This window comes from Geodermatophilus sp. SYSU D01119 (genome assembly GCF_054049975.1).
In genome coordinates, this window is record NZ_JBJGYL010000008.1 from 25,163 (window position 1) to 47,528 (window position 22,366).

Consider the following 22,366-nt stretch of genomic DNA (forward strand, 5'->3'; position numbering starts at 1 on the left):
CTCAGCGCAGGGCGACCGGCAGGCTCTCGAAGCCGCGCAGCGTCCGCAGGTCGCGGCGCACCGGCGTCCCGGCCACCCGCAGCCGCGGGAACCGCTCGCTGAGCACCCGCAGGCCCACCACGCCCTCCAGGCGGGCCAGCCCGGCGCCCAGGCAGTAGTGGACGCCGCCGGAGAAGGCCAGGTGGTCGCGGGCGTTGCGGCGGGTGACGTCGAAGCGCGCGGGGTCGGCGAACACCTCGGGGTCGCGGTTGGCCGCGCCGAGCAGCACGGTGACGCGCGTGCCGGCCCGCAGCGGGACGCCGGCGAACCCGGCGTCCCGCGTGACCGTGCGGCCGGTGAGCTGCACGGGGCTGTCGGCGCGCAGCACCTCCTCGACGGCGCCGTCCCAGCCGGCGGGGTCCTCCCGCAGGGCGTCCCACTGGTCGCGGTGGGCGTCGAGCAGGACGACGGCGTTGCCGAGCAGGTTGACCGTGGTCTCGAAGCCGGCGCCGAGCAGTAGCATCACGGTGGCGTGCAGCTCGCGCTCGCTCAGCGCCTCGTCCCCCTCCAGCGTGACCAGGCGGCTGACCAGGTCGTCGCCGGGGTCGGCGCGCAGCCGGGCGAAGTGCCCGCGCAGGAAGGCGTGCATGGCGCGCAGCCCGCGCTCGGCGGCGAGGTAGCGGCGCGGGGACAGGCCGGCGTCGAGGGTGGCGGCGGCCGCGGCGCCCCAGCGCAGGAAGTCCTCGCGGCGGTCGGTGGGGACGGCGAGCAGGTCGGCGATGACGAGCACCGGCAGCTGGGCGGCGTAGGCGCCGACGAGGTCGACGACGCCGTCGCGGCCGGCGAGGTCGTCGAGCAGCGCCTCGGCGGTGCGCCGGACCATGGGCTCGGAGGCGAGCGTGGCGCGCGGGGTGAACGCACGGCCGACGAGGCGGCGGAAGCGGGTGTGGTCGGGCGGGTCGGTGACCAGCATGGACGGCGGCTCGGCCACGCCGGTGGCGTCGAGCTCGTCGCCCACGCGCAGCGCCCAGCGGATGAGCGCGGGCGCCTGCGAGCGGTCCCAGCCCACGCCCGCGGCGTCGGAGCGCAGGACGGCGGCGGCCACGGCGTGCGAGGTGGTCACCGGGCCGAGCGCGCTCGAGGTGACCGGCCCGCGGTCGCGCAGCCGCTCGTAGAGGGCGTGCGGGTCCTCGCGGGCGCCCGGGTCGCGCAGCAGCCGGGCGAGGGGATCGCCGCGGCGGGCGGCCCGGGCGAGGTACACCGCCGGGAGGCCGTGCCGCACGGCGTAGCGGGCCGCGGTGCGCACCGGGCGCAGCAGCGGCGACCGCGGCGGTTCGGCCAGCGGGGCCGGGGCCGTGCGCGGGGACGTGGTCGTCATGGGCACCTCCCGCCCGGCGCTCGCCAGGCGGGAGGCAGTGTCGCAGGACCTACCGGTCGGCGTCCGGCGGCTCCGGGGTCTGGCTCGCGTCGCCGTCCCAGTCCTTGCCGGCCTTGTAGGCGTGGCCGGAGGCGCTGTCGGTCTGGTCGGCGACGGTCTCCACCATCTCCTCGTCGGACAGGCCCTCGCCGGCTGCCTCGGTGTGGCTGGTCGGCTCGCTCATTCCGTCTCCTCCGTCGGGCGGCATCGGTCTCCCCAGCCCTCCCCGGGGAGGCGCCGGGGCAAACGCAGGGTCGGTCTCAGCCGGCGGAGCGGGAGTCGAGGACGAACCAGACCCGTTTGCCGTCGCCGACGTCCTCGACGCCCCAGTCGTCGGCGATGGCCTGGACGATCTGCATGCCGCGCCCGCGCGGCTGGTCGCCCCGCAGCTCCCCCACCACGGGGCGGATCCCGCTGCCGTCGGTGACGGCGATCCGCAGCCAGCCGTCGGAGTACTCGAGCTCCAGCGACAGCACGGCCTCCCCGCCGACGTGGTCGACGACGTTGGCCACGAGCTCGGTGACCAGCAGCTCGACGTCGCCCGTGTCCTGCGGCGCCCGCCAGGCGCGCATCACCTCCCGCGCGAGGTGGCGCGCCACGGGGACGCTCCGGGGGGACGGTGGCAGGTCCACCCGGGCGGTGAGCGTCGACATCGGGGTCTCCCTGGCAGCCGGGGCACGGCCGACTCGGCGGTGCACGATCGGATCGTGGCCGACCATCCCAGTTCCTCATCCGAAGTGCAACGACCGTTGCGTGTCACCCCCGTTGCACGCAACAGCCGTTGAACAAGGTAGTGTGCAACCGGTTCCGGTGGGGCAGACCGCCGGAGGGACGCGGGAGGACGACCGTGGCAGGACCGCAGCAGCTCCGGGCGGAGCCGGAGCAGGCCGGACCGCGGGACGACGGGCGCGAGCGGGACACCGCGCTGGCCGCGCTGCAGGACCTGGTGCGCGAGATCGACCGCTGCGCCGTCGAGCTGCAGGGCGCGCGCGAGCGCGCCGAGCTGCTGCTGGCCGAGCGCCGCACCGGCCGGGCCTGGCTCGACATCGTCAGCGCCGAGGCCCGGCCGCTGGTCGTGGAGCGGATCACGACGGTGCTGTCGGCCCTCGCGGGCGCGGGTTCGACCTGGCGCCGCGCGCAGGCCCGCGCCCTCCAGGACGAGCAGGTGAGCATCAACCGCATCGCCGCGCTGTTCGGCGTCACGCGGCAGCGCATCTCCGCCCTGCTGCGGGAGCCGGCGCCGGACTCCCCGCCGGACCCGGACGCCGTGCCCCCGGCCTGAGTACCGGGCGGTCCTACGCGGTGAGCGCGTCGATCGCCTTGTAGAGCCGCTGCTCCGACACCGGGCGGGGCGTGCCGATCTGCTGCGCGAAGAGCCCGACGCGCAGCTCCTCGACCATCCACCGGATCCGGGTGACCGGGTCGTCGGGAGCGCCGGTGGGCGGCACCTCGCGGCGCAGCTGCTCGTACTCGGCGGTCACCGCGGCGACCTGGTCCATCCACAGCGCGTCGCGCACCGCGTTGGCCGGCAGCTTCTCCAGCCGGTACGCCATGGCCTTCAGGTAGCGGACCAGGTCGGGCAGCCGCCGCCGGCCGGCGTCGGCGACGAAGCCGCGGTGCAGCAGGCCGCCCATCTGCCGGCGCAGGTCGGCGACGGCCGCCTCGGGCACCCGCCGGCCGGGCGCCGCGCCGATCGCGACGGCGACCTCGCGGGCCTGGATGAGCACGGCCTCGACCCGCCGGACGGCGTCCTGGGCGAGCGGCAGCAGCTGCTGCTTCGCCGTCGCCACGAGCGCGGTGAACGCGGCCTCGTCGCGCGGGGGCCCGCCCGCGGCGGCGACCAGCTCGTCGGCGGCGGCGTCGACGCAGTCGTCGACCAGCGCGGGGATCTCGCCGTCGGGGTTGAACTGCAGGGCCAGGCGGCTCTTGGGGGACAGCCCCTTGACCACCTGCCGGGTGGGCGAGCCCGCGACGAGCACCAGCAGCCGGCGGGCGCCGCGCCAGGACAGGCGCGCGGCCTCGGCCTCGGTGGAGACGACGCGCACGCCGACCGTGGCGCCCTCGTCGACCAGCGCCGGGTAGGCGGTGACCACGTGCCCGCCGCGGCGCACCTCGACGGTGCGCGGGAGCTCGCCGATGGTCCAGGCCGTGAGGCCGGTGCGCTCCACGTCGGAGGCGGCCGCGGCCAGGCTGGCGCGCGCCTGCGGGGCGACCTCGCGGCGCAGCGCCTGCAGGTCCTTGCCGGTGGCCAGCGCCCGCTGCCGGTCGTCGACCACGCGGAAGGTGGCGCGCAGGTGGCCGGGGACCTGCGCCGGCTGCCAGGCGCCGGGCGGGACGACGACGGCCGCCGAGCGGCGCAGCTCGCGCTCCAGCGCCGGCAGCAGCGGCTCGGTGGGGGCGATGCGCGGCAGGACCTCGCGCACCCGGTCGGGGATGGGGACCAGCGCCCGGCGGAGCTGCTTGGGCAGCGTGCGGAGCAGCGCCGTCACCAGCTCCTCCCGCAGGCCGGGGACGGTGAAGGCCAGCGACTCCCCCGACGTCTGCTGTACGACGGAGTCGAGGACGGCGAGCGGGACGTCGACGGTGACGCCGTCCTCCGGCGCCCCGGGCGCGAAGGCGTAGGACAGCGGCAGGGTCAGCCCCTGGGTGAGCGGCACCTCGTCCGGGAAGTCCTCGACGCGCACCTGTCCCGCGGCGGCCGCGTTGGTGAGCATCTCCGGCGTGAAGGTGAGCAGGTCCGGCGTCCGCTGCCGCGCCTGCTTCCACCAGCGGTCGAAGTGCCGGGTGGAGACGACGTCGGCCGGGATGCGCGCGTCGTAGAGCTCGAAGACCGTCTCGTCGTCGACCCGGATGTCGCGCCGCCGGGCACGCTCCTCCAGTTCGGCCACGCGCTCCAGCGCCCGCTGGTTGTCGGCCCAGAACCGGTGGTGCGTCGTCCACTCGCCCTGCACGAGGGCGTGCCGGATGAACAGCTCGCGGGAGACGACCGGGTCGATGGAGCCGTACTGCACGCGGCGGCCGACGACGAGCGGGATGCCGTAGAGGGTGACCCGCTCGGTGGCGACGACGGAGCCGCGCCGGGCGTCCCACCGCGGCTCTGAGTACTCGCGGGAGACCAGGTGGCCGGCCAGCCGCTCGACGTCCTCGGGGTCGACGCGCGCCACCGTGCGGGCGAACAGCCGGCTGGTCTCGACCAGCTCGGCGGCCACCACCCAGCGCGGCGGCTTCCTCGCCAGCGGCGTGCCGGGCGCGATGACGAACCGGGCGCCGCGGGCGCCGAGGTACTCGCGGCCGCCGCGCCGCCGGTCGCCGTCCTTGCGCTTGTCCTCCAGCTGGAGGCCGACCTGGGACAGCAGCCCGGCGAGCAGCGCGGTGTGCACGCCGCGCTCGTCGGGCTCGGCGGCGAGGTCGCCGACGGTCATCCCGAGGCGGCGGGCGGTGCTGCGCAGCTGGCCGTGCAGGTCCTGCCACTCGCGGATGCGCACGTAGTGCAGGAACTCGCGCTTGACCGTGCGGCGGAACTGGCTGCCGGACAGGGCGTCCTGCTGCTCGGCGAGGTACCGCCACAGGTTGAGCAGCGCGAGGAAGTCGGAGTGCTCGTCGGCGAAGCGCGCGTGCATCTGGTCGGCGGCCTGCTGGTGCTCGGCGGGACGCTCGCGCGGGTCCTGGATGGTCAGGCCCGCCGCGATGACGAGGACCTCCTCGAGCACGCCGCGGCGGTCGGCCTCGACCACCATGCGGCCCAGGCGCGGGTCCAGGGGAAGCTGGGCGAGGGCGCGGCCGGTGTCGGTGAGCCGCCCGTCCTGCAGGGCCCCGAGCTCCTCGAGCAGGGCGCGGCCGTCGGTGACGGCGCGGCGGTCCGGCGGGTCGACGAACGGGAAGTCCTCCACCGCGCCGAGGTCGAGCGCGGCCATCTGCAGCAGCACCGAGGCGAGGCTGGTGCGCAGGATCTCCGGGTCGGTGTACTCCGGCCGGCTCTCGAAGTCCTCCTCCGTGTAGAGCCGGATGGCGATGCCGTCGGCGACGCGGCCGCAGCGCCCGGAGCGCTGCCGGGCCGAGGCCTGGCTGATCGGCTCGATGGGCAGCCGCTGCACCTTGGTCCGCGCGCTGTAGCGGGAGATGCGCGCGGTACCCGGGTCGACGACGTAGCGGATGCCCGGCACGGTCAGCGACGTCTCGGCGACGTTGGTGGCCAGCACGATGCGGCGGCCGGTGTGCGGCTGGAAGACCCGGTGCTGGTCGGCGGCGGACAGCCGGGAGTAGAGCGGCAGCACCTCGGTGCCGGGGAAGCGCTCGGTGAGGACGTCGGCGGCGTCGCGGATCTCGCGCTCGCCGGCGAGGAAGACCAGGACGTCGCCCGGGCCCTCGTGCGCCAGCTCCTCGACGGCGTCGCCGATGGCGGTGACCTGGTCGCGGTCGGGGTCGGCGTCCGGGTCGTCGGGGTCGACGACGGGCCGGTAGCGCACCTCGACCGGGTAGGTGCGGCCGCTGACCTCGACGACGGGCACGTCGGCGCCGTCGAGACCGAAGTGCTTGGCGATCCGCTCCACGTCGATGGTGGCCGAGGTGATGACGACCTTGAGGTCGGGCCGGCGGGGCAGCAGCTGGGCGAGGTAGCCCAGCAGGAAGTCGATGGTGAGGCTCCGCTCGTGCGCCTCGTCGACGATGATCGTGTCGTACTGGCGCAGCAGCCGGTCGTGCGCGATCTCGGCGAGCAGGACGCCGTCGGTCATGAGCTTGACCAGGGTGGAGTCGCCGACCTGGTCGGTGAAGCGCACCTTCCACCCGACCGCGCCGCCGAGCGGGGTCTCCAGCTCCTCGGCGATCCGCTCGGCCACCGTGCGGGCGGCGATCCGCCGCGGCTGGGTGTGTCCGATGCGGCCGCGCACCCCGCGGCCCAGCTCGAGGGCGATCTTGGGCAGCTGGGTGGTCTTGCCCGAGCCGGTCTCGCCCGCGACGACGACGACCTGGGAGTCCCGGAGGGCGGCGGCGATGTCGTCGCGCCGGGCACTGACCGGCAGGCCCTCGGGATAGGTGACCGCGGGGACGGCCGCGCGGCGGCGGGCGATGCGCTCCTCGGCGGCGGCGACGTCGGCGGCGATCTTCTCGAGGGCGCGGTCGCGGGCGGCGGCGTCGCGGGTGCGGCGCAGCCCCTCCAGGCGGCGGCCGAGCCGGTGCTCGTCCTCGAGGGTCAGCGCGGCCAGCCGGGACCGGAGGTCCGGGAGGGTCGCGGTCACGGCGGTGCTCGGCTCCATCCATCGAGAGAGGGCCCGGTGCGGGCGGGGGTCGCGCCCAGGATCGCACCGGAGGGGCCCGCGCCGTCGGCGTCCGGGCCGAGGGGGACAACGCCCGCGGGCCGGTGGCTGTTCCTCCTCCGGCACCGCGGGGTACCGGAGTCGCACGGCTCACACTGCATGCACGACACAACTGGTTGCATGTACGGCGCAACGGTTTGTACGGTACATGCACCCGTCCCTCCGTTCCGGAGTCCTCCTGTGCCCTCCCCCGCCTCGCCCCCGGCGAGCACCCGCTCCGCCGAGGTCCGGCTCCTGTCGGAGCAGATGCCGCGCTTCATGCGGCTGGTGCACGCGTTCAAGAGCCAGCAGGCCGCAGGCGACGGCCGGGAGCGCGCCGCGCTGGTCCTGCTCTTCCCGCTGACCCGCATCGGCCCGCTCCGCCAGAGCGCCCTCGCCGAGCTGGTGCACGCCGACCCCTCCACGGTCAGTCGGCACGTCGCCTCGCTCGTCGAGCAGGGCCTCGTGCAGCGCGTGGCCGACGAGACCGACGGCCGCGCCACCCGGCTGGTCGCCACCGACGCCGGCCGCGACGCCGTCGAGCGGCTCGCGCAGGAGCGCGCCACGCAGCTGGAGGCGATGCTCGCCGGCTGGTCCGACGACGACCTCGCCGCCCTCACCGGGCTCTTCGGACGCCTGCTCGACGACCTCACGGCAGCGCTGCCGTCCCCCTCCGCACTCCCCGTCCCGAGAGAGAAGCCATGAGCCAGACCACCGCCCGCCCCTCCGGCGGGCGTAGCGGCGCCCGCGCCGCGGCGGCAGCACCGGACTCCTCCGGCGCGTTCACCCACCGCCAGATCGTCACGATCCTCGTCGGGCTGATGGTCGCGATGTTCCTCGCGGCCCTCGACCAGACGGTCGTGTCCACCGCCATCCGCACCATCGCCGACGACCTGCAGGGCTACGACCTGCAGGCCTGGGCGACGACGGCGTTCCTCATCACCTCGACGATCGCCACGCCGCTCTACGGCAAGCTCTCCGACATCTACGGCCGGCGGCCCTTCTACCTGTTCGCCATCGCCGTGTTCGTCGTCGGCTCGGTGCTGTGCGGCATGGCGACGTCGATGTACGAGCTGGCCGCGTTCCGCGCGGTCCAGGGCATCGGCGCGGGTGGCCTGATGTCGCTCGCGCTGGCGATCATCGGCGACATCGTCCCGCCGCGGGAGCGCTCGCGGTACCAGGGTTACTTCATGGCCGTCTTCGGCACCTCGAGCGTGCTCGGCCCGGTCATCGGTGGCTTCTTCGCGGGCCAGGGCTCGCTGCTGGCCATCGACGGCTGGCGCTGGATCTTCTACGTCAACGTCCCGCTGGGCGTGCTCGCCTTCGCCGCCGTGTTCCGGGTGCTGCACCTGCCGCACGAGCGCCGCGAGCACCGCATCGACTGGCCGGGCGCGCTGGCGCTGATCACGTTCCTCGTGCCGCTGCTGGTCGTCGCCGAGCAGGGCCGCATCTGGGGCTGGACCTCGGGCCGCTCGGTGGCCTGCTACGTCATCGGCGCCGTCGGCTTCGTGCTCTTCGTCCTGGCCGAGCGGGCCTACGGCGACGACGCGCTGCTGCCGCTGCGCCTGTTCCGCAACCGCAGCTTCTCGGTGGTCGGCGTCGGCAGCGTCGTCATGGGCGCCGGCATGTTCGGCGGGCTGCTGCTCCTGCCCCAGTACCTGCAGATCGTGCACGGCTCCAGCGCCACGGTCGCCGGCCTGCAGATGATCCCGCTGGTCGCCGGCATCATGACCGGCGCGATGAGCTCGGGCATCGCGATCTCGAGGACCGGCAGGTACAAGGTCTTCCCGCTCGTGGGCATCGCCCTGATGACCGGCGCGCTGCTGGCCATGTCGTTCGTCGTCGACGCCGACACCTCGGTGTGGACCCTCGTGCCGTTCATGGTCCTGCTGGGTCTCGGCCTCGGCTTCAACTTCCAGCCGGCGATCCTCGCGGTGCAGAACGCCGTGTCGCCGCGGGAGATGGGCGTGGCCACCTCGTCGGTGACGTTCTTCCGGCAGATGGGCGGCACGATCGGCACCGCCGTCTTCCTGTCGGTGCTGTTCAGCCGACTGCCGCAGGACATCGGCGACTCGCTGACCTCGGCGGCGGCCGGCGACCCGCGCGTGGCGCAGGCCCTCCAGGGCGGCCAGCTGCCCACGGGCGGCGACGCGCTGCAGGACACCTCGTTCATCCAGACCCTGCCGTCGTTCCTCGCGGCACCGTTCAAGACCGGGTTCTCGAACTCGATCGACCTGGTGTTCCTCATCGCCGCGTGCGTGGTGGCCGTCGGGTTCTTCGTGTTCCTGTTCCTGCCGCAGCTGGCGCTGTCGAACAAGTCCGGCATCCAGGCGCGGCAGGCCGGCGAGCAGACCGCCGGCGGCCACGCGGCCGACCACGACGGTGCCGAGCAGGCCGTGCAGTCGGCCGGGGCGTCCGCGCCGACGTCGACCGCCCCGCCCGTCGGCCGGCCGGGCGACGCGGAGACCACCGGGCGCCACGCCGGCTGAGCCCTCCGCACGACGACGAGAGGCCCCTCCCCGCGAGCTCGCGGGGAGGGGCCTCTCGCCGTCTCGGGGGCGGGCCGCACCGTTGATCACCGGACGCGTGCACGCCCGCGCGGCGTGTCGCGCCGTGTCCCGTGCACGCAGCCGATGATCGGCAGGGGGACTCCGGGTCGATCATCGGCTCGTTGCCGCAGACACGCACCGACACGCCGCCGCGAGCGGCAACGAGCCGGATCTCGACCGGGCGCCGGGCGTCCGGGGCCCGGCTCGGCCGCGGGGGTCAGCCGTGCGGCAGGAAGACCGCGCGCACGCAGCCGTCCTCCTTGTCCTTGAACATGCGGTACCCGCGCGGGGCGTCCTCCAGCGGCATGACGTGCGTGGCCAGGTGCTCGGTGGTCAGCTCGCCGCGGGCCATGTGCTCGAGGATCCGCGGCATGTAGCGCTGGCCGTGCACCTGCGCCCCGCGCAGCGTCAGGCCCTTGTTCATCGCGGCGCCCAGCGGGAACTTGTCCACCGGCCCCGCGAAGACGCCGAGCACGAACACGCTCCCGCCCTTGCGGCAGGCCATGATCGCCTCGCGCACCGCCGACGGCCGGTCGGTCTGCAGCCGCAACTGCTGCTTGAGCTGGTCGTAGGCCCCCTGCACGCCGGTGCTGTGCGCCTCCATGCCCACGGCCTCGATGCAGACGTCGGGACCGCGCCCGCCGGTGCGCTCGCGCAGCTCGGCCATCACGTCGGTGGTCGAGTAGTCGATCACCTCGGCGCCCACGTGCCGCCGCACCTGCTCGAGCCGCTCGGGCAGCCGGTCGATGACGTACACCTGCTCGGCGCCGAGCAGCATCGCCGCGCGCGCCGCCATCTGGCCCACCCCGCCGGCGCCCCACACGGCGACGGTGTCGCCCGGCTCCGTGCCGGCCAGGTCGGCGCCCATCCAGCCGGTGGAGACGGCGTCGGAGGCGAACAGCGCGCGGTCGTCGCTGACCTCCTCGGGCACGAGGAAGGTGCCGACGTCGGCGAACGGCACCCGGATGTACTCCGCGTGGGACCCGGCGAAGCCGCCCATCGCGTGCGAGTAGCCGAAGCACCCGCCCGGGCTCTGCCCCCACAGCCCCTCGGTGATCCCGGGGTTCGGGTTGCCGTTGTCGCACAGCGAGTAGAGCTCCTGCCGGCAGTACCAGCAGTGCCCGCAGGCGATGAAGGAGTTGACGACGACGCGGTCGCCCACCCGGCGGTCCCGCACGCCGGGGCCCACCTCCACGACCTCGCCCATGAACTCGTGGCCCAGCACGTCGCCCACCCGCATCGCCGGGATGTAGCCGCCGAGCAGGTGCAGGTCGGAGCCGCACGTCGTCGTCCGGGAGACCTTGAGGACCACGTCGCGGTCGTTGAGGATCGTCGGGTCGGGGACGGTCTCCACCGAGACCTCGTTGACGCCGGTCCAGGTCGCGGCCCTCACAGCACGCCCTCCTTCGGCGCGGCCTGCGCGGCGCCCTCGAGCGCGGCACCCTGCGGGGTGGCCGCGCGCCTCCCGTGGGGCTGCGGCTCCATCCGCAGCACCTCGCCGACCTCCAGCAGCGCCTTCGACTCGCGCAGCGCGGCGCGCAGCTCGCCGACCTCGTCCTCGGTCGGGGTGCCGCGGAAGCGGGCCGCCAGCTCGGTCCCCCGGTCGCCCGGCGCGGGCGTCGTGCGCACCTCGACACGGTCGCCGAGCGCGGCCAGCGGCGCGGGCAGCGCGGCCGACACCTCCCCGGGCTCCCGCAGCACGGTGACCGCCCGCCACCTCCGGGCGGCGACCGCCGGGTCGTCGGTGGCCGAGGCCTGGCCGGCGCCGGGGACCCGCACGTGCTGCAACTGCCTGAGCAGCGCGGCGCCGGCCCCGCTCGCCAGGCCGGTGGCCCGGCCGATCAGCTGGTCGATGTCCATGCGGCGCTGGCTACCCGGCCCGGCGCCCGGCCTATCGTGAGCCGGTCGGGCCGCGCGCCCGCCTCTCCCGCCGCCGTCGTCCGTGGAGGCCGTCGTGTCCTCGCTCATCCTGTCCCGCCGCGACCTGGAGTTCCTCCTGCACGAGTGGCTGGAGGTCGAGACGCTCACCAAGCGCCCCCGGTACGCCGAGCACTCCCGCGAGACGTTCGACGCGGTGATGGAGCTCGCCGAGCAGATCGCCACGGAGCACTTCGCGCCGCACAACCGGAAGGCCGACGAGAACGAGCCCCGGTTCGTCGACGGCCGGGTGGAGATGATCCCCGAGGTCGGCAGGGCGCTCGACGTCTTCCGCGAGTCCGGGATCATGGCCGGCACCTTCGACGAGGAGTACGGCGGCATGCAGCTGCCGCAGACCGTCGGGCAGGCCGCGTTCGCGTGGTTCAAGGCGGCCAACGTCGGTACGTCGAGCTACCCGTTCCTGACCATGGGCAACGCGCGCCTGCTGCTGGCGCACGGCTCGCAGGAGCAGAAGGACACCTACGTCCGGCCGATGCTCGAGGGCCGCTGGTTCGGCACCATGGCGCTGTCCGAGCCGCAGGCCGGGTCGTCGCTCGCCGACATCACCACCCGCGCCGAGCCCCAGGACGACGGCACGTACCGGCTCACCGGCAACAAGATGTGGATCTCGGCCGGCGACCACGAGCTGACCGAGAACATCGTCCACCTGGTGCTGGCGAAGATCCCCGGCGGCCCGCCCGGCGTGAAGGGCATCTCGCTGTTCGTCGTCCCGAAGTACCTCGTGCGGGAGGACGGCGGGATCGGCGAGCGCAACGACGTCGTCCTGGCCGGGCTCAACCACAAGATGGGCTACCGCGGGACGACGAACACGCTGCTCAACTTCGGCGAGGGCGTGCACACCCCGGGCGGCCGCGCCGGCGCCGTCGGGTACCTCGTGGGCGAGCCCCACAAGGGCCTGTCCTACATGTTCCACATGATGAACGAGGCCCGGATCGGCGTCGGGATGGGCGCCACGGTCCTCGGCTACACCGGCTACCTGCACGCCCTGGAGTACGCGCGCACCCGCACCCAGGGGCGCCCGGCGAGCAACCGGGACGCCTCCTCGCCGATGGTGCGGCTGGTCGACCACCCCGACGTCCGCCGGATGCTGCTCGCCGCGAAGAGCTACGCCCAGGGCGGGCTGGCGCTGGGCCTCTACTGCGCCCGGCTGGTCGACGAGGAGCGGACGGCGGAGACGCAGGAGGAGCGCGAGCGCGCGCACCTCCTGCTGGACACCCTGACGCCGATCGCCAAGGCCTGGCCGTCGCAGTGGGGCCCGGTCGCCGACGACCTCGCCATCCAGGTGCACGGCGGCTACGGCTACACCCGCGACTACCCGGTCGAGCAGTTCTACCGGGACAACCGGCTCAACCCGATCCACGAGGGCACCAACGGCATCCAGGCCCTCGACCTGCTCGGCCGCAAGGTGACGATGCACGGCGGCGCCGGGCTGCGGCTGCTGGCCGAGACGATCGGGGCGACGACGGCACGGGCGGCCGGCACCCCCTTCGCCGACCTGGCCGCCGACGTCGACACCGCGGTCCGCCGCCTGGTCGAGGTCACCGGCACGCTGTGGGGCACGGGCGACCCCGCGCTGGCCCTGGCCAACGCGAGCGCCTACCTCGACGCCGCCGGGCACACCGTCGTCGCGTGGCTGTGGCTGGAGCAGGCGCTGGCCACCCGGGACGAGACCAGCGACTTCCACGAGGGCAAGCGCGCCGCGGCGCGGTACTTCCAGCGCTGGGAGCTGCCGAAGGTGCACACCTGGCTGGACCTGCTGGAGTCGCTGGACCGCACGGTGCTCGACACCCCGGAGACGCACCTGTAGGCACCCGGACGCACTCGCGCCCCGCGGCTCCGGAGAGGAGCGGCGGGGCGCGGGTCGTCGCGCGGGGCGTCAGTGGGCATCACGCTCAGGCGGCCCGTGCGACCCCCACGGCCTCGGCACCGGCGGGCGCGGGCGTGGCCGCGCGGGCCGCCCGCTGCTCCTGCTCGTACCGTGCGGTCGTCGAGGCGCCCATCACGATGACCAGGCCGGTGAGGACCAGGAAACCGACGAGGGCGACAGCGGGCCACAGAACCATCTCGAACTACCCCTTGCTCATCTCGTCTCGCGCCGCCGGGACCGTGCCCAGCGGCTCGTCGTCTGAGGACTGTGTCCCCAGCCGACCGCCCTCTCAATCGTCGGCACGTGATGTTCACCTGACGGACTGTGATCGGAAGCACAGCCGGGCCCGCGAGGAGCCCGGCCGGTGCCGAGGGCGCACGCATGGTGTCATCGGGACGTGTCCGCAGGCGCGCAGGCCCGACGACGGGGCACGGCCTCCAGCGCCCGCCCGACGCGTCCCGCGCTCCTCGTCCTGACCCTGTCACTGGGTGTCACGACCCTGTCGTTGCTGCAGAGCCTCGTGGTCCCGGTGCTCGGCCCGATCGGCGAGCAACTCGGCGTCTCGGCCGCCGCCGCGAGCTGGGTGCTGACGGCGAACCTGTTGGCCGCCGCCGTGCTCACGCCGGTCCTCGGCCGGCTCGGCGACATCCACGGCGAGCGCCCGGTCGTGCTCGGCATCCTGGCCGCGGTCGCCGTCGGCACGCTGCTCGCGATCATCACCCGCTCGCTGCCGCTGCTCATCGTCGCCCGGGTGCTGCAGGGCTCCTCCTACGGCCTGTTCCCCCTCTCGATCAGCCTGCTGCGCCGCGAGCTGCCGCCGGAGCGGCTGAGCGTGGCGATGTCGATCGTCAGCAGCACGCTCGGCGTGGGCGGCGTGGTCGGGCTGGTGGCCGCCGGGCTGCTCACCGGCGACGGCGGCGACTACCACCGGCCCTTCTGGATCGGCCTCGGCGTCGCGCTCGTCTCGCTGGCGCTGGCCGCCCTCGTGCTGCCCCGCCGCCCGGCGACGGCCACCGGGCGGGTCGACTGGGCCGGGGCGGTCGTCCTCGGCGCCGGCCTGGTGCTCCTGCTGCTGCCGGTCTCGCAGGGCAACGGCTGGGGATGGACGTCGCCGCTCACGCTCGGCTGCGCCGCCGGTGCACTCGTCGTGCTCACCGGCTGGGTGCTGCTGCAGCGCCGCCGCGCCGAGCCGCTGGTCCGCCCGGCGCTGCTGGCCGACCCGCGGATGCTCGTCCCGAACCTCGCGGGCCTGGCCACCGGCGTCGGGCTGTTCGTCTCCTTCCTCGTGGTCATGCAGTACGTGCAGACCCCGCCCGCGGCCGCCGGCTACGGCTTCGGCGCACCGGTGCTCGAGGCCGCCGTCGTCTACCTGCTGCCCGGCGGCGTGCTGGGCATCGCGCTCGCCCCGCTGGCCGGGCGCGTGGTCGACCGGATCGGCGCGCTGCCCACGCTGCTCACCGGCTCGGTCACCGGGCTGGCCGGCTTCCTCGTGCTCGCCCTGGGCCGCGCGGAGCCGGCGTGGGTGGTCGTGGCCGGGCTGCTGTCGCAGGCGTGGGTGACGGTCGCCTACGCGGCGCTGCCCTCGCTGGTGGTCTCGGCGGTCCGCCGCAGCGAGACGGGCGTGGCCAACGCGGTCAACTCCATCGCCCGCGCGGTGGGCCAGGCGGTGGGCAGCACGCTCACCGTCGCGCTGCTCGGCGCCGGTCTCGACCCGGCCACCGGCTTCCCCCGCGCCTCCGCCTTCACGGTCGTGTCGCTGCTGGGCGCCGGCGCGGCCGCGGCGGTCGCCCTGGTGAGCGTGGCCGGCATGGTGCAGGCCCGCCGGCGGGGACCGGCGGGGCCCGACGAGCTCGCCGACGTCGAGCGGGCCTGCGCGCGGGCCGGGGAGTGGTCGCCGGTGTCGGGCATCCGCTGAGCGGACACGCCGGGTGATCACCCGGGTGCATGGAACGGGACCGTCCGGGGAATCGATCACCCTGATCCGCCCGCACCCTGTCCCGGAGGACCACGATGGCCCGACCCCACGGCTCACGCGCCGCGAGCACCGAGTCGTCGAAGCCGACGCGCTTCTCCGGCAACACCGCCGGCGACCCCGCGCCGCACGACGACAAGGTCAACTCCACGCGCTTCGACAGCGCCCCCAAGGGCCACGAGCGCACGCCCACGACCATGGGCACGATCAAGCGGACGCTCAAGGAGTTCAGCGAGGACAACCTCACCGACTGGGCCGCCGCGCTGACCTACTACGGCATCCAGGCGCTGTTCCCGGCGATCATCGCGCTGGTGTCGATCGTCGGCCTGCTGACGACGCCCGAGCAGCTGACCAACGCGCTCACCACGGTCCTGCCCGGGCAGGCGGCCAACACCCTGGGACCGGTCATCGAGCAGGTCGCCGGCAACCAGAGCGCCGCCGGGATCGGCCTCGTCATCGGTCTGGCCGGCGCGGTCTGGTCGGCGTCGGGCTACGTCGGCGCCTTCACCCGGGCCGCCAACGTCGTCTACGAGACGCCCGAGGGTCGCAAGATCTGGAAGCTCAAGCCGCTGCAGCTGCTGGTCACGCTGATCGGCATCCTGTTCGCCGCCACGATCGTCCTCATGCTGGTGCTCAGCGGCCCGGTCGTCGAGGCCGTCGGCTCGGCCATCGGCCTGGGTGACACCGCCCTGACCGTGTGGAACGTCGTCAAGTGGCCCGTGATCCTCGTGATCCTGGCGCTGATGATCGCCGTCCTCTACTACTCGACGCCGAACGTGAAGCTGCGCGGCTTCAAGTGGGTCAGCCCGGGTGCCGGCGTGGCGATCCTCGTCGCGGTCGTGGCCTCGGCGGCGTTCGCGTTCTACGTGGGCAACTTCGGCAGCTACAACAAGACCTACGGCACGCTGGCCGGCGTCGTCGTCTTCCTCATCTGGTTCTGGCTCATCAACCTGGCGCTGCTGTTCGGCATCGAGTTCGACGCCGAGATGGAGCGGACGAAGGAGATGAAGGAGGGCGTCCCGGCGGCCGAGAAGGAGATCCAGCTCGACGCCCGCGCCGAGCCGAAGGACCGCAACACCAACTAGAAGGACCCCCTGGCCCCACCACTCGCAGGCTCGTGGCGGGGTCGTGCAGGCGGGCCGTTCCAGTAGGTGGCAGAGGCCCCCTCCCTGGCCGGGGAGGGGGCCTCTGCCGTGTGCGCGTCAGCGGGCGGTGGGCGGCCCGTCCCCGCGGCGGGCCGGCGGGGTGCGCTCGATGACCGCTGCCACCGCGGCCAGGCCGCGGCTGACGGCCTCGCCCGCGGGCGCGAACCGCTCGGGCACCCGGCGGACGACGGCGTCGACGGCGTCGCGGCTGCGGTCGACCAGGGACAGCGGCAGGCCGGAGAGCGCGTTGCCGGGCGGGCGGCGGGACACCGTCGGGTGCGGCCGGGTCGGCGAGATGCGGCGCACGAGGTCCCAGCGGCGGCCCAGGCGACGCAGCTCGGCGACGTCGAGGCGCTCCTGCAGCCGGGGGAACATCACGTCCTCCTCGTCCCGGACGTCCTCCTGCAGCACCTGCACCAACCGGGCGAGCCGTGCCGGCCGCTCCGGGGAGCCGGGACCGCCCTCCTCCAGCGCGGCGACGAGCTCGTTGACCTCCTGGTGCTCGATCTCGACCCGGCGGGTGATCTCGTCGCCGTCGGGCAGCACCCGGCGGACCACCGGCCAGAGAACGGTCTCCTCGGCGAAGGCGTGGCTGAACACCAGCCGGTCGATGCGGGTGAGCACCTCCTCCTGGTGCCGGCCGGTGGCGCCGTCGAGCTCGTGCAGCAGCCGGTCGAGCTCGACGTGGTCCTTGCGCTGGCGCACCAGCACGCTGCCGGGACCACCGAGCTCGGCCTCGGTCTGGTCGGCGATGGAACGGGGCACGGGGCCCTCCTGGGGGAGTGCGGACGGAACCGTCCGCTCCTGCCCGGTGCGGGCGGTCCCCATGCCGCCGGCCGCGATCCCGCCGCGACCGGGACGACGGCCCGGGTTGCCCAGCCCGGCCGCGGGTAGGGCGGGCCCACGGGACGCCGCGGTCCCGCTGTCGCCAGGAGGCACCCATGGCCGACCGGCCACCCGTCACGTCGGACTTCTACGACCTCGAGGCGCTGCTCGACGACCAGGACCGGGCGACGCTGCACCGCGTCCGCGCGTTCATGGACGAGCAGGTCGAGCCGATCATCAACGAGTACTGGACCCGGGCGCAGTTCCCCCGCCAGCTGATCCCCGGCCTCGCCGAGCTCGGCATCGCCGGCGCCCAGTACTCCGGGTACGGCTCCCCCGGCCGCTCCTCGCTGTTCGACGGCATGGTGGCGATGGAGCTCGGCCGGGGCGACCCGTCGGTGGCCACGTTCATCGGCGTCCACGGCGGCCTGGCGATGGGGACGCTGCACCTGTGCGCGTCCGAGGAGCAGAAGGAGCGCTGGCTGCCCGCGATGGCGCGGATGGAGCTGATCGGCGCCTTCGGCCTGACCGAGCCCGAGCACGGCTCCGACGTCGCCCGCGGCATCCAGACGACGGCCCGCCGCGAGGGCGGCGAGTGGGTGCTCGACGGGCAGAAGAAGTGGATCGGCAACGGCAGCTTCGCCGACCTCGTCGTCATCTGGGCCCGCGACGTCGAGACCGACCGGGTGCTCGGCTTCGTGGTCGAGACGCCGACGCCGGGGTTCTCCGCCGTCGACCTCGAGGACAAGATCGCGCTGCGCGCCGTGCAGAACGCCCACATCACGCTCGAGGGCGTCCGCGTGCCGGAGGAGAACCGGCTGCAGAACGCCAACTCCTTCCGCGACACCGCGAACGTGCTGCGCGCGACCCGGGTGAGCGTGGCGTGGTCGGCGGTGGGCTGCTCGCGCGGCGCCTACGAGCACGCGCTGCGCTACGCGATGGAGCGCGAGCAGTTCGGCCGGCCGATCACCTCGTTCCAGCTGGTGCAGGACCTGCTGTTCCGGATGCTCGGCAACATCACCGCCTCGGCGGCGTTGTGCGCCCGCGCCTCCCAGCTGCAGGACTGCGGGATGCTCCGCGACGAGCACGCCTCGATGGCCAAGGGCTACAGCACCATGCGCATGCGGGAGACCGTCGGCTGGGCCCGCGAGCTCATGGGCGGCAACGGGATCCTGCTGGAGAACCACGTGGGCCGGTTCGTCGCCGACGCCGAGGCCATCTACTCCTACGAGGGCACCCGCGAGGTGAACAGCCTGATCGTGGGCCGGGCGGTCACGGGCAGGAGCGCGATCGCGTGACGGTGCCGGACCCCGGCGTCTGTGCTTGAGTGAAGCGGGTCACAGGATCCGACGACCACCGGGAGTCCGGATGACCAGCACCGCGCCGCGCACCGACCGCGACACCCCCCGTCCCCGCCCTGCCGCCGCCGCCGACGGCAGCGCCGAGGAGCAGGCCGGCGAGGCCGTCATGGGCCTCGACATGGTCCTCGTCGACGCCGCCCGCGGGCCGCTGCGGCGCATGGTCCCGCCGGTGCGCACCCTGGGGGCGCTCGGCGCGGCGCTGGTCCGGAAGCCCGAGGCCGTCACCGGCCGCGGCGGGGAGCTGGTCCGGGAGCTGGGCCGGATCGCCGTCGGCCGCTCCGAGGTGGCGCCCTCGCCGAAGGACCGCCGCTTCGCCGACCCCGCCTGGACCGGCAACCCCTTCCTGCGCCGCACCATGCAGGCGCACATCGCCGCGGCCCGGGCGGCCGCCGGGATCGTCGACGACGTCGACCTCGGCTGGCAGGACGACGAGCGGATCCGCTTCGCGCTGACCAACGTCGTCGACGCCCTGGCCCCGAGCAACGTGCCGTTCCTCAACCCGCTGGCGCTCAAGGCGGCCATCGACACCGGCGGGCGCAACGTCGTCACGGGGGCCCGCCGGTTCGTCAGCGACGTCCTCTCCCCGCCACGGGTGCCCTCGATGGTCGAGCCCGACGCGTTCACCGTGGGGGAGGACCTCGCGGTCACCCCGGGCGCGGTGGTGCTGCGCACCGAGGTCTTCGAGCTCATCCAGTACCGGCCGACGACGGAGACGGTGCGCGCCGTGCCGCTGGTGGTCGTCCCGCCGACGATCAACAAGTACTACGTCACCGACCTCGCGCCCGGCCGCAGCATCGTGGAGAACTACGTGGCCGCGGGCCAGCAGGTCTTCATGATCAGCTGGCGCAACCCCGACGAGCGGCACGCCGACTGGGGGCTGGACACCTACGGGCAGGCGGTCCTCGACGCCATGGACGCCGCCGCGCGGATCACCGGCAGCGAGCGGGTCTCCTTCCAGGGCTTCTGCAGCGGCGGGATCATCCTCGCGATGGTGCTGGCGCACCTGGCCGCCACCGACCGCCTCGACCGGGTGGCCGCCGCGAGCTTCGCCGTCACCGTCCTGGACTGGGCCAAGGCCGGGACGGTCGGCGCGCTCATGGACCCGGAGGCCGTCAAGGAGGCGACGGAGAAGTCGCGGAAGAAGGGCTACCTGGACGGCGCGATGCTCGCCGAGGTGTTCGCCTGGCTGCGGCCCAACGACCTGGTGTGGAACTACTGGGTCAACAACTACCTGCAGGGCAACCCGCCGCCGGCCTTCGACATCCTCTACTGGAACGCCGACACCACGCGGATGAGCGCGGCCCTGCACCGCGACTTCATCGAGGTCGCCGTCGGCAACCGGCTGACGACGCCCGGCGCGACGACGATGCTCGGCACGCCGGTCGACCTGTCCACGGTCGACGTCGACGCCTACGTCACCGCCGGGATCGCCGACCACCTGTGCCCCTGGCAGTCCTGCTACCGCACCACCCAGCTGCTCGGCGGGGACAGCCGGTTCGTGCTGTCCACCAGCGGCCACATCGCCTCGCTGGTCAACCCGCCGGGCAACCGCAAGGCGTCGTTCCGGGTGGCGCCGCAGACGCCGGCGGACCCGGAGGAGTGGCTCGCCTCCGCGCACGAGGAGAAGGGCTCCTGGTGGCCGGACTTCACCGCCTGGCTGGGCGAGCGGTCCGGCGAGGAGGTGCCGGCACCGCAGGAGCTCGGCAGCGCGGAGCTGCCCGTGCTCGGGGACGCACCGGGGACCTATGTCTTCGACAAGTGAGGTCGTGCGCACGCTGACCGCCGGCGGGCGCACGCTGCGGGTGGCCGAGCGGCGCGGCGACGGGACCGCGCCGCCGTTGGTGCTCATGAACGGCATCGGGGCGAGCCTGGAGGTGCTGCAGCCGTTCGTCGACGCGCTCGACCCGCGGCGCACCGTCGTCCGCTTCGACGTCCCCGGGGTCGGCGGCTCACCCGCGCCCGTCGTGCCCTACGTGCTGGCCACGCTGACGCCGGTGGTGTCCGGGCTGCTGCGGCGGCTGGGCCACGAGGGGCCGGTCGACGTGCTGGGCCTGTCGTGGGGCGGCGGGCTGGCGCAGCACTTCGCGGTGCAGCACCGGCGGCGCTGCCGGCGGCTGGTGCTGGCCGCCACGGGCACCGGGTCGCTCATGGTGCCGGCGTCACCGCGGGTGCTCTCGCACATGCTCACGCCCCGGCGGCACCGCGACCCGGCCTACGCCGAGCGGATCGCGGGGACGATCTACGGCGGCTCGGTGCGCACCGACCCCGCCCGGGCGGCGCGGGCCCTGCACGCCGAGACCCGGCTGGGCCCGCAGCGCGGCTACTACTACCAGCTGGCCGCGAGCGCGGGCTGGAGCAGCCTGCCGTTCCTCTCGCTCATCCGGCAGCCGACCCTGGTCCTCTGCGGCGACGACGACCCGATCATCCCGACGGTCAACGCCCGCATCCTGGCCCGCGGGATCCCCCGGGCCCGGCTGCACCTCTACTCCGGCGGGCACCTGGCGCTGGTCACCGAGGCCGACGAGCTCGCCCCCGTCGTCGACGCCTTCCTCGACGCGCCCTGAGCCCGCCGGGTCAGAGACCGCAGCTGCCGCCGCCGTCGACGAAGCCCTGGCGGAAGGAGTCGACGAGCTGGAAGCCGGAGAGCCCGGAGTCGGGCACGACGGCGGGGTCGGTCGCGTACTGCAGCAGCACGACGGCGGCCTCGTCGACGTCGCCCGGTGAGATGGACAGCTGCGCCGCGTCGATCTCCCCGAGGTACATCTCCCGGGCGAGCCAGCCGGTGGCGCACACGGCGCTGGTGACGGCGTCGGTGCCAGTGACGGGCAGGCCGCGCTGCTCGCGCACCGACAGCGCGTACGGCAGGCCGATCAGCGTGGTGACGGCGAAGTCGCCGACCTCGTCGTAGGCCGGCTCGAGCAGTCCGGCGGCGTCGTAGCGGACCGACCCGTCCTCCGGGCAGAACTGCAGGTCGAGCTCGGCACCCCCGCCGCCGCACACCATGCCCTCACCGTCGGCGGCGCGGACGTCGGGCTCGGACAGCGCCCCGCCCAGCGCCGCGGTGCCCGGGAAGCCCGCCGTCAGCGCCTGGCGCCAGAAGGCGTCGAGGACGTCGTCGGTGGTGTCCACGATCTGCTCGTAGGGCAGGTCGCCGCTGCCGTCGGAGGGGTCGGCCTCCTGCTCGGTGAACAGCCGCGTCCCGTCGAACGCCGCGCAGGCCTGCGGCCCGTCGGCGTAGCCCTCCTGGAACGCCGAGAGCTGGTCGAACAGCGAGCCGTGCGCGTCCTCGGCGTCGGGCGAGGAGCCGACCGCGTCGCCGAAGTACAGGTAGCCGAGCAGGTAGGGGTCGAGCTCCTTCGGCTGCACGGTGAAGTGCCGCGACCGCCCCTCCACCACCCAGCGCGTCCACCCGCCGGCGAAGCACTCCGCCTGGGTCTCGGCGATGATCGACGGGTCGTCGAGCCCCGCGTGGGCCTGGACGGCGTGTGCGATCTCGTGCGCCATCACCTCGGCGATCATGAACGGCCCGTAGTCGCCGGCGAGGTCCTCCAGCCACGCGCGGTCGTAGACGACGACGTCGGCGCCTCCGCAGTAGTAGGCGTTCTCCGCGAGCTCGGCCACGTCCTCGGCGAAGCAGTCGCCGTCGGGCAGGTCGGCGGCGTCGGTCTCCTCGGGGTCGATCGACCAGAAGCCGCCCTCGACCTCGCCGAACGACCCGCCGTAGACCTGCGGGTAGGTCTCCTCCCAGTAGGCGAGGACGTCGGCGATGGCGTTGCGGGCGATGCGGTCGGTCTCGCCGCCGGGCTCGGCCAGCCGCACGGGCACGTCGGCGTCGGTGGCGTCGGTGCGCAGCCCGCCGCCGGGCGGGGACGCGGTGCCGACGACGACGCCCGTGCAGCCGGTGAGCGCCGCCGCCGCGGCGAGCAGCAGACCGGCGGCACGGGCGGAGCGCCCGGGACCCATGCGCACGGGACACCTCCGGTCGGGCCGGTGCCTGCGTCCGGGCCGGCGGCAGGAGG

The 22,366-nt window shown here is 74.5% G+C and carries 18 protein-coding genes; 9 read left to right on the forward strand and 9 right to left on the reverse strand.

What is annotated here, in order from left to right:
* Position 1: 1 nt before the first annotated feature.
* From ACI79X_RS07980 to ACI79X_RS07990, 3 genes are all read right to left on the reverse strand, one after another.
* The gene (locus ACI79X_RS07980; RefSeq protein ID WP_457024884.1) at positions 2 to 1,357 is read right to left on the reverse strand and encodes a cytochrome P450; all 1,356 of its coding nucleotides are present in this window, start codon (positions 1,355 to 1,357) and stop codon (positions 2 to 4) included.
* A 49-nt stretch (positions 1,358 to 1,406) separates the two neighbouring features.
* A complete protein-coding gene (locus tag ACI79X_RS07985) occupies positions 1,407 to 1,580 on the reverse strand; it encodes a hypothetical protein (protein ID WP_457024885.1) in 174 nt (57 codons plus the stop codon).
* A gap of 76 nt (positions 1,581 to 1,656) precedes the next feature.
* Positions 1,657 to 2,049 (reverse strand): ATP-binding protein, encoded by a 393-nt coding sequence (locus ACI79X_RS07990; protein ID WP_457024886.1) that lies wholly within the window; start codon positions 2,047 to 2,049, stop codon positions 1,657 to 1,659.
* Positions 2,050 to 2,243: 194 nt separating this feature from the next.
* Between ACI79X_RS07990 and ACI79X_RS07995 the strand changes: the two genes are divergently transcribed.
* Complete coding sequence (locus ACI79X_RS07995) at positions 2,244 to 2,678, forward strand: hypothetical protein (protein WP_457024887.1); 435 nt, start codon at positions 2,244 to 2,246, stop codon at positions 2,676 to 2,678.
* 13 nt (positions 2,679 to 2,691) lie between these two features.
* On the opposite strand, the gene hrpA is transcribed toward ACI79X_RS07995, so the two are convergent.
* Entirely contained in the window at positions 2,692 to 6,633 is a 3,942-nt protein-coding gene (gene hrpA / locus ACI79X_RS08000; protein WP_457024888.1) for an ATP-dependent RNA helicase HrpA, read from the reverse strand.
* 258 nt (positions 6,634 to 6,891) lie between these two features.
* Between hrpA and ACI79X_RS08005 the strand changes: the two genes are divergently transcribed.
* Positions 6,892 to 7,395, forward strand: a complete 504-nt coding sequence (locus ACI79X_RS08005; protein ID WP_457024889.1) for a MarR family winged helix-turn-helix transcriptional regulator — start codon at positions 6,892 to 6,894, stop codon at positions 7,393 to 7,395.
* Positions 7,392 to 9,179 (forward strand): MDR family MFS transporter, encoded by a 1,788-nt coding sequence (locus ACI79X_RS08010; RefSeq protein ID WP_457024890.1) that lies wholly within the window; start codon positions 7,392 to 7,394, stop codon positions 9,177 to 9,179. The genes ACI79X_RS08005 and ACI79X_RS08010 overlap by 4 nt, the downstream gene beginning before the upstream one ends.
* Before the next feature lie 277 nt (positions 9,180 to 9,456).
* On the opposite strand, the gene ACI79X_RS08015 is transcribed toward ACI79X_RS08010, so the two are convergent.
* Both ACI79X_RS08015 and ACI79X_RS08020 read right to left on the reverse strand, forming a co-directional pair.
* Entirely contained in the window at positions 9,457 to 10,632 is a 1,176-nt protein-coding gene (locus tag ACI79X_RS08015) for a zinc-dependent alcohol dehydrogenase (protein WP_457024891.1), read from the reverse strand.
* Positions 10,629 to 11,099 (reverse strand): hypothetical protein, encoded by a 471-nt coding sequence (locus tag ACI79X_RS08020; protein WP_457024892.1) that lies wholly within the window; start codon positions 11,097 to 11,099, stop codon positions 10,629 to 10,631. The genes ACI79X_RS08015 and ACI79X_RS08020 overlap by 4 nt, the downstream gene beginning before the upstream one ends.
* A gap of 94 nt (positions 11,100 to 11,193) precedes the next feature.
* Here ACI79X_RS08020 and ACI79X_RS08025 point away from each other — a divergent pair, with 94 nt between their 5' ends.
* Complete coding sequence (locus ACI79X_RS08025) at positions 11,194 to 12,984, forward strand: acyl-CoA dehydrogenase (protein WP_457024893.1); 1,791 nt, start codon at positions 11,194 to 11,196, stop codon at positions 12,982 to 12,984.
* Positions 12,985 to 13,069: 85 nt separating this feature from the next.
* On the opposite strand, the gene ACI79X_RS08030 is transcribed toward ACI79X_RS08025, so the two are convergent.
* On the reverse strand, positions 13,070 to 13,240 hold the full coding sequence (locus ACI79X_RS08030) for a hypothetical protein (protein WP_457024894.1): 171 nt from the start codon (positions 13,238 to 13,240) through the stop codon (positions 13,070 to 13,072).
* Between the two features lie 201 nt (positions 13,241 to 13,441).
* Between ACI79X_RS08030 and ACI79X_RS08035 the strand changes: the two genes are divergently transcribed.
* Together ACI79X_RS08035 and ACI79X_RS08040 are read left to right on the forward strand one after the other, a co-directional pair.
* Entirely contained in the window at positions 13,442 to 14,959 is a 1,518-nt protein-coding gene (locus ACI79X_RS08035) for an MFS transporter (RefSeq protein ID WP_457024895.1), read from the forward strand.
* A 95-nt stretch (positions 14,960 to 15,054) separates the two neighbouring features.
* On the forward strand, positions 15,055 to 16,101 hold the full coding sequence (locus ACI79X_RS08040) for a YihY/virulence factor BrkB family protein (protein ID WP_457024896.1): 1,047 nt from the start codon (positions 15,055 to 15,057) through the stop codon (positions 16,099 to 16,101).
* 117 nt (positions 16,102 to 16,218) lie between these two features.
* On the opposite strand, the gene ACI79X_RS08045 is transcribed toward ACI79X_RS08040, so the two are convergent.
* On the reverse strand, positions 16,219 to 16,926 hold the full coding sequence (locus ACI79X_RS08045) for a hemerythrin domain-containing protein (protein ID WP_457024897.1): 708 nt from the start codon (positions 16,924 to 16,926) through the stop codon (positions 16,219 to 16,221).
* Between the two features lie 176 nt (positions 16,927 to 17,102).
* Between ACI79X_RS08045 and ACI79X_RS08050 the strand changes: the two genes are divergently transcribed.
* The 3 genes from ACI79X_RS08050 (at position 17,103) to phaZ (ending at position 20,911) form a co-directional block, all read left to right on the forward strand.
* Positions 17,103 to 18,284 carry an acyl-CoA dehydrogenase family protein gene (locus ACI79X_RS08050; protein WP_457024898.1) on the forward strand — a complete coding sequence of 394 codons (1,182 nt, stop codon included), beginning with the start codon at positions 17,103 to 17,105 and terminating at the stop codon, positions 18,282 to 18,284.
* Between the two features lie 70 nt (positions 18,285 to 18,354).
* Positions 18,355 to 20,109: a PHA/PHB synthase family protein gene (locus ACI79X_RS08055; protein WP_457024899.1), complete on the forward strand. Its 1,755-nt coding sequence runs from the start codon at positions 18,355 to 18,357 to the stop codon at positions 20,107 to 20,109.
* Positions 20,110 to 20,113: 4 nt separating this feature from the next.
* Positions 20,114 to 20,911, forward strand: a complete 798-nt coding sequence (gene phaZ, locus ACI79X_RS08060; protein WP_457024900.1) for a poly(3-hydroxyalkanoate) depolymerase — start codon at positions 20,114 to 20,116, stop codon at positions 20,909 to 20,911.
* Between the two features lie 10 nt (positions 20,912 to 20,921).
* Here the strand turns inward: phaZ and ACI79X_RS08065 are convergent, their stop codons facing one another.
* On the reverse strand, positions 20,922 to 22,316 hold the full coding sequence (locus tag ACI79X_RS08065) for a neutral zinc metallopeptidase (RefSeq protein WP_457024901.1): 1,395 nt from the start codon (positions 22,314 to 22,316) through the stop codon (positions 20,922 to 20,924).
* Positions 22,317 to 22,366 lie beyond the last annotated feature (50 nt).

What these genes read in the sequence shown, in the direction of transcription:
- ACI79X_RS08010 (WP_457024890.1), top strand. Translation starts at nt 7,392, where the DNA reads ATGAGCCAGACCACCGCCCGCCCCTCCGGCGGGCGTAGCGGCGCCCGC.
- ACI79X_RS07985 (WP_457024885.1), bottom strand. Translation starts at nt 1,580, where the DNA reads ATGAGCGAGCCGACCAGCCACACCGAGGCAGCCGGCGAGGGCCTGTCC.
- ACI79X_RS08030 (WP_457024894.1), bottom strand. Translation starts at nt 13,240, where the DNA reads ATGGTTCTGTGGCCCGCTGTCGCCCTCGTCGGTTTCCTGGTCCTCACC.
- ACI79X_RS08040 (WP_457024896.1), top strand. Translation starts at nt 15,055, where the DNA reads ATGGCCCGACCCCACGGCTCACGCGCCGCGAGCACCGAGTCGTCGAAG.
- ACI79X_RS08055 (WP_457024899.1), top strand. Translation starts at nt 18,355, where the DNA reads ATGACCAGCACCGCGCCGCGCACCGACCGCGACACCCCCCGTCCCCGC.
- ACI79X_RS07990 (WP_457024886.1), bottom strand. Translation starts at nt 2,049, where the DNA reads ATGTCGACGCTCACCGCCCGGGTGGACCTGCCACCGTCCCCCCGGAGC.
- ACI79X_RS08020 (WP_457024892.1), bottom strand. Translation starts at nt 11,099, where the DNA reads ATGGACATCGACCAGCTGATCGGCCGGGCCACCGGCCTGGCGAGCGGG.
- ACI79X_RS07980 (WP_457024884.1), bottom strand. Translation starts at nt 1,357, where the DNA reads ATGACGACCACGTCCCCGCGCACGGCCCCGGCCCCGCTGGCCGAACCG.
- ACI79X_RS08050 (WP_457024898.1), top strand. Translation starts at nt 17,103, where the DNA reads ATGGCCGACCGGCCACCCGTCACGTCGGACTTCTACGACCTCGAGGCG.